We start from the raw sequence: 5,687 nt of genomic DNA on the forward strand, positions 1-5,687 counted from the left end.
TCCAGCGCTTCAAGGGCCTGGGCGAGATGGACGCCAAGGACCTGAAGGACACCACCATGAACCCCGAGACGCGGAAGCTGATCCGGGTCAGCATCGACGAGGACGAGCCGGGGGATACGTCCGATCTGGTCGAGCGCCTGATGGGCAAGAAGCCGGAACTGCGGTTCCAGTACATCCAGGAAAACGCGCGGTTTGTGGAGGAGCTGGATGTGTGACGTAGCACCGAATTTAACCTTCCTGTGCGCTGATGCTTGAATATCTTGCTCCGGGTTTTCTGTACAGTGTCGGCAAAGATGTTGTCGGATTTTTCCGTAGGAAGAAGCGGTTTCCGCCAGAACTAAAGATTGAGCGCCGGGACCGATGGAAAACAAAGTTTGAGGATGAAATAAGAACGAACTTCCACGAAAAGTTGCGAACAGACATTATCATTCGCGACGTCGCAAGATACGATCAATATCCAAACTCTCCAGAACAGAAGCGCGGCATATCTCCCTGGTTTCGACTTGCGCTCTTGGACACATACCACGACGGAATACTTGTCTGGCTGAGATGGGATAGGCTTATTCACACTGGCCCGGATACGTTTCGCAACGCTGACTGGTCTGCTGAAGAGGAAGAGGGCATCAAAGTCGTTTTAGCGGGAAAGATTCCGTTCTATCTGATTGAGAATGTTGATTTTGAGGGAGATGAGTACTATTGCTATCCTCACATATTTTGTCACTTCGCCATTCGTAAAATGCCGTATGAATCTCTTGACTATTATAGGGAGATTGAAAGAGACGGATTTCCACCATTCTATACGCTTGTTGCCTCTCAAGCCGACGTCAACGTAGAAAACAGGACGCACGCGCGGAAAAAGTAAGCAAGCGTAGGGTGCGTGCTCGCACGCACCGTTTCCTTCGCCCTTGTGGTGCGTGAAATCACGCACCCTACGCAATCCCACCCCCTCAGCAAGCGAAGGGTAAGTGCCAACCCACCAAACCCGCCCACCCGGTTGGCCTCGCCCCCCGAACGTCACCCCTTCACCGCCCCGGGCCTGACCCGGGGCCTCGTGGGTCACCCGCAGACCCCGGCTCAAGGCCGGGGTGGGCCCTCCCGCACCACCCGTAGGTCGGGGTTCACCCCGACTCTCCCCCGCGCCCCCTGTCATCCCTGCAAAAGCGGGGACCCGGTTCCACCGCTTCTCCACCGCTTCAACAACGGGTCCCCGCTTTCGCGGGCATGACAAGCCTCATTCTGTTGGAACCCCACACGTCCCAGATCTTACCAAACCGTAAACGCCCGCGCCCAACCCCTTGAAATCACTCGCCCCGCAACCCTGCCCGCGCGTGGGCACCCTTAGGCCAGCGCGACCGCCACCGCCGCGAAATGCAGCCCGGCCGCCACCGCCACGAACCCGTGCCAGATCGCATTCTGGAACCTCAGCCTCTCCCACACGTAGAACCCCACCCCCGCCACATAGGTCAGGCCCCCGGCCACCAGCAGCCAGAGCGAGACCGCGGGCAAGGCCGCCGTCACCGGGCCGATGGCGATGATCCCGACCCAGCCCAGCATCACATAGGCCAGGATCGACAGCCGGTCATAGCGCCCCGGGAGCACCACCTTGACCAGGATACCCAGCGCGGCGCCGGTCCAGACCACCGCCCCCAGCGCCCAGGGCCAGGCCCCCTCCAGATGCGGGATGACGGCGGTGTAGGTGCCCGCGATCATCACATAGATCATCGAATGATCGAACCGCCGCAGCAGCCATTTCAAGGCCGAGGGCGGCGTCATGTTGTAGGCCAGCGAGAAGCCCCACATCAGGAAGAACCCGCCGGCATAGACCGTCAGCGCCGCGAAAGTGCCGATCCCGGCGGTCTGCAACCCGTGGAACAGCAGCAGCGGAAAGGCGATCAGCCCGGCCAGCAGGGCCAGCGCATGGACGATCCCGTCGGCCAGCAGCTCGCCCAGCGAGAGTTCGCGTTTCAAGGCCCGGTAATGATCGGCTGGCAGGGTCATGGGTCCACTCTGGCGGGCAAATATTGCGAAAGCATGACCCTGATTGCCACATATGCGACCGCCACGGCGAGCGGTGACGTCACGTCAGCCCTTGCGCGCGGCCCAGAGAAGCCCCCGCCGCATCAGTTCGGCCGCCGGTCCGTGGTCGATCACCGCCTTCTGGTGGCCCAGCGCGTTGTAGTAGACCCGGCCCGCGCCGTAGCCCTTGGTGAAGACGACCGGCATCGCCACCGGTCCGTTCACGGCATGCGGCCCGTCCACCATCGGAAAGTCGCAGACGGCATGGATCTTCACCGCCGGATCGACATGCAGGTAGTACTGCTCGGTCCGCACGGTGAAATCCGCGACCCCCGCCACCAACGGGTCGGTGGAGACCATCCGCACCCCGTAGTCCACCCCGTCGTTTCCCGGATGCGCGACCCATTGCGCGCCGGTCATGAACTGCCAGTCGACATTCTCGCGGAAGGCGTCGCACATGCCGCCATGGCAGCCCGCGATCCCCACGCCCGAGGCCACCGCCGCGCAGGCGTTCAGCGCCTGCTCTTTCCCGATCTTCGACATGGTCCAGACCGGGACGATCAGATCCAGCGCCTTCAGTGCCTCGCCGTCGTCGAAACAGGCGAGGCTGTCGGTCAGCGCAACATCCATCCCCGCCGCGCGCAGCCAGTCGGCGAACATCGCGCCCACCTTGTCGGGTTCGTGTCCCTCCCAGCCACCCCAGGTGATCAGCGCCCGTCCCATGCCTTCCCCCCGCTCACCGCGTCCGGGCAGGATCGGGCGTCATCCGGCCCGAGGTCAAGGCGCAAGGATTCAGGCCCGGCCGATCACCAGATGGCTCGCGCCTTCGCCCTGAACCTGCCGCTGGACCGCATAGCCCAGCGCGGGCAGGTCGAGGCCGTGAAAGACCGCCTCGCCCCGGCCCAGAAGAACGGGCGAGACCGCGAAATGCGCCTCGTCGATGTGGCGGCCCCGGAAGGCCCCGCGCAGCGTCGCGACCCCGCCGCCAAGGCGGATGTCCCGGCCTTTGGCGGCTGCCCTGGCGCGGGCGAGCGCTGCCTCCAGCCCCTCGGTGACGAAGTGGAAAGTGGTGTCCGCAAGCGTCAGGTCGGGGCGCGGGAAGTGGGTCAGGACGAAGACCGGGCAGTGATAGGGCGGCTCTTCACCCCACCAGCCGTTCCATGCCTCCTCCGGCCAGGGCCCCCTGACAGGCCCGAACATGTTGCGCCCCAGAATCCAGGCGCCGATGTTGCGGAACCCCTCAGCCGCGAAACCTTCGTCCACCGTATCGGCCTCGCCGCCGCCCGCACCGTGCATGGCCTGGAAGGTTCTGGTCCGGAACACCCAGCCGTGCAGATCCATCCCGCCCTTGCCGAGGGGATCGCTCAGCGATTGTTCCGGCCCCGCGCCGAAGCCGTCTACCGAGAGGGAAAAGCAGCGGACGACAAGTTGGGACATGGGGGCCTCCTGTCGGAGGGATCATAGCGGCGGCAGCGTCAGCGAGGCCAGCAGAAACCACAGCGCGGTGGACCAGAGGAAGATCCGCTCGGCAAGCCCGAACCAGGGGCGGAAGGTGGAGGAGATGGTCAGGATCACCGCCAGGAAGCTGATGCTGATCACCTGCTTCAGGATCTCGTCCGCGATCGACCGCCAGCCCTCATGCAGCGCCACCAGCTGCGGCGTCGCCTCAACCACGGCCATATAGGCCGAGGTAAAGGCCAGAAGCGTCGCGGCCCGGTGCAGGTTGCCGTGGCGGCTGCGCGGGGTGTCCCGCGGGTCGCTGCGCCAAGCGGCGATCCCCAGCCGCCCCAGCGCGACCAGCCCCAGATAGACCGGGATCGAGACCGAAAAATCCGGATCGCCCGAGGCATGGACCTGCCAGGCCAGGATCGGCGGCGCGATGCAGCCCACGATCAGGTAGACCCGGAACAGCCGCGCCGTCCGCCCAAGACCATAGTCGCTGATCGGGCGGGCAAAGGCGGGCAGGTCCCGGTTCAGAACCTGAAACGACAGCAGGAACAACAGGTCGAGGCCGTAAAGCGCGGCCGCGACCCGTTCCATTCAGCGCCCGGCGTAGATCTGGGCGATGCGGTCGACGGCGGCTTCCGGCGAGACTTCCTCGCTTTCGCCGGTGCGGCGCGAGGTCAGCTCGACCACCCCGTTCGCCAGCCCGCGCGGCCCAACGGTGATCCGCCAGGGCAGGCCGATCAGGTCCATCGTGGCGAACTTGGCTCCCGCCCGTTCGTCGCGGTCGTCATAAAGCGCTTCCAGCCCCTTCGCCTTCAGCGCCTTGTAAAGCCCCTCGCAGGCCGCATCCGCCGCCGCGTCACCCTGCTTCAGGTTGACGATGCCGACCGGGAAGGGCGTCACGCCCTCGGGCCAGATGATCCCCTTGTCGTCGTGGGAGGCCTCGATGATCGCGCCCAGCAGGCGGCTGACGCCGATCCCGTGCGACCCCATCTCGACCGGGACCTTGGTGCCTTCTTTCGTCACCACCTCGGCCCCCATCGCCTCGGAATATTTGGTGCCGAAGTAGAAGATCTGCCCGACCTCGATCCCGCGCCCGGCCTTGCGATGCGCCTCCGGCACGGTCTCGAACACCGCCGGATCATGGGTCTCGTCGGTACGGGCGTAAAGGGTGGTGAACTCCTGACAGACCTTCGCCACCTGGTCGCGGTCGTCATAGTCGATGTCGCGGTTGCCCAGCTTCAGCGCGGTCACGCGGTCGTCGTAGAACACCTCGGACTCGCCGGTGTTCGCCAGCACCAGGAATTCATGCGTGTTGTCGCCGCCGATGGGGCCCGAGGCCGCCCGCATCGGGATCGCAGTCAGGCCCATGCGTTCGTAGGTCCGCAGATAGCTGACCATGTGGCGGTTGTAGGCGTGCAGCGCCGCGTCGCGGTCGACGTCGAAGTTGTAGCCGTCCTTCATCAGGAACTCGCGCCCCCGCATGACCCCGAACCGGGGCCGCATCTCGTCGCGGAATTTCCACTGGATGTGGTACAGCGTAAGCGGCAGGTCCTTGTAGCTCGACACATGGCTGCGGAAGATGTCGGTGATCATCTCCTCGTTGGTCGGGCCATACAGAAGCTCGCGCTTCTGGCGGTCGGTGATCCGCAGCATCTCCTCGCCATAATCGCCATAGCGGCCGGATTCGCGCCAGAGGTCGGCGGGCTGGATCGTGGGCATCAGAAGCGGGATGTGCCCGGCGCGCTGCTGCTCCTGATGGACGATCTCCTCGATCCGGCGCAGGACGCGGTAGCCCAGCGGCAGCCAGGAATAGATCCCCGCGGCCTGCTGCTTGATCATGCCCGCCCGCAGCATGTAGCGGTGGGAAACGATCTGGGCCTCAGCGGGGTTTTCCTTGAGGACGGGGAGGAAGTAGCGGGAGAGACGCATTTTGGCCTGCCATGGGAGAGGGTCCCGCGTTTCCTAGCGGGTCGGGCGCGGGCAGGCAAGGTGCGAGGGGGCGTCCACGCATGGGCAGATCAGGGCCGCGAAGGAAACCAAGGTGTTGGCCGTGGGCGTTAACCAGGGGCTAGGGATCGCGGGGTCCATTTCACAGAAAAGGATCGACGGATCCTCGGGACGGTCATGAATCCCGTAGGGTGCGTGCTCGCACGCACCGACCCGCGCCCTACCCCTCCGTCGGCGCCCCGAACCTTGCCAGCATCCGCTCCCTGATCTGGTCC

Annotated in this window: 6 protein-coding genes and 1 pseudogene; 2 read left to right on the top strand and 5 right to left on the bottom strand. The window is 64.8% G+C overall.

The features are described 5' to 3' along the window. A pseudogene (locus V7Q39_RS18900) lies at positions 1 to 215 on the top strand (DNA topoisomerase IV subunit B); the annotation flags it as partial. 32 nt (positions 216 to 247) lie between these two features. Continuing rightward, on the top strand, positions 248 to 862 hold the full coding sequence (locus V7Q39_RS18905; RefSeq protein WP_333818165.1) for a hypothetical protein: 615 nt from the start codon (positions 248 to 250) through the stop codon (positions 860 to 862). Positions 863 to 1,338: 476 nt separating this feature from the next. Here the strand turns inward: V7Q39_RS18905 and trhA are convergent, their stop codons facing one another. The 5 genes from trhA to proS form a co-directional block, all read right to left on the bottom strand. Then, positions 1,339 to 1,998, bottom strand: coding sequence for a PAQR family membrane homeostasis protein TrhA (gene trhA, locus V7Q39_RS18910; RefSeq protein WP_333818166.1), 660 nt, complete (start codon positions 1,996 to 1,998; stop codon positions 1,339 to 1,341). An 84-nt stretch (positions 1,999 to 2,082) separates the two neighbouring features. Continuing rightward, positions 2,083 to 2,739 carry a ThuA domain-containing protein gene (locus V7Q39_RS18915; RefSeq protein ID WP_333818167.1) on the bottom strand — a complete coding sequence of 219 codons (657 nt, stop codon included), beginning with the start codon at positions 2,737 to 2,739 and terminating at the stop codon, positions 2,083 to 2,085. 69 nt (positions 2,740 to 2,808) lie between these two features. Beyond that, the gene (locus V7Q39_RS18920; RefSeq protein ID WP_333818168.1) at positions 2,809 to 3,453 is read right to left on the bottom strand and encodes a dihydrofolate reductase family protein; all 645 of its coding nucleotides are present in this window, start codon (positions 3,451 to 3,453) and stop codon (positions 2,809 to 2,811) included. 21 nt (positions 3,454 to 3,474) lie between these two features. Next, on the bottom strand, positions 3,475 to 4,056 hold the full coding sequence (locus V7Q39_RS18925; RefSeq protein ID WP_333818169.1) for a DUF998 domain-containing protein: 582 nt from the start codon (positions 4,054 to 4,056) through the stop codon (positions 3,475 to 3,477). After that, positions 4,057 to 5,394 carry a proline--tRNA ligase gene (gene proS, locus V7Q39_RS18930; protein WP_333818170.1) on the bottom strand — a complete coding sequence of 446 codons (1,338 nt, stop codon included), beginning with the start codon at positions 5,392 to 5,394 and terminating at the stop codon, positions 4,057 to 4,059. Positions 5,395 to 5,687: the final 293 nt, after the last annotated feature.

The sequence above is a fragment of the Tabrizicola sp. genome, assembly GCF_036781545.1.
Taxonomy (GTDB): domain Bacteria; phylum Pseudomonadota; class Alphaproteobacteria; order Rhodobacterales; family Rhodobacteraceae; genus Tabrizicola.

Excerpts from the sequence above, each read along its gene's own strand:
- V7Q39_RS18905 (WP_333818165.1), top strand. The coding sequence starts at position 248 with ATGCTTGAATATCTTGCTCCGGGTTTTCTGTACAGTGTCGGCAAAGAT.
- trhA (WP_333818166.1), bottom strand. The coding sequence starts at position 1,998 with ATGACCCTGCCAGCCGATCATTACCGGGCCTTGAAACGCGAACTCTCG.
- V7Q39_RS18915 (WP_333818167.1), bottom strand. The coding sequence starts at position 2,739 with ATGGGACGGGCGCTGATCACCTGGGGTGGCTGGGAGGGACACGAACCC.
- V7Q39_RS18920 (WP_333818168.1), bottom strand. The coding sequence starts at position 3,453 with ATGTCCCAACTTGTCGTCCGCTGCTTTTCCCTCTCGGTAGACGGCTTC.
- V7Q39_RS18925 (WP_333818169.1), bottom strand. The coding sequence starts at position 4,056 with ATGGAACGGGTCGCGGCCGCGCTTTACGGCCTCGACCTGTTGTTCCTG.
- proS (WP_333818170.1), bottom strand. The coding sequence starts at position 5,394 with ATGCGTCTCTCCCGCTACTTCCTCCCCGTCCTCAAGGAAAACCCCGCT.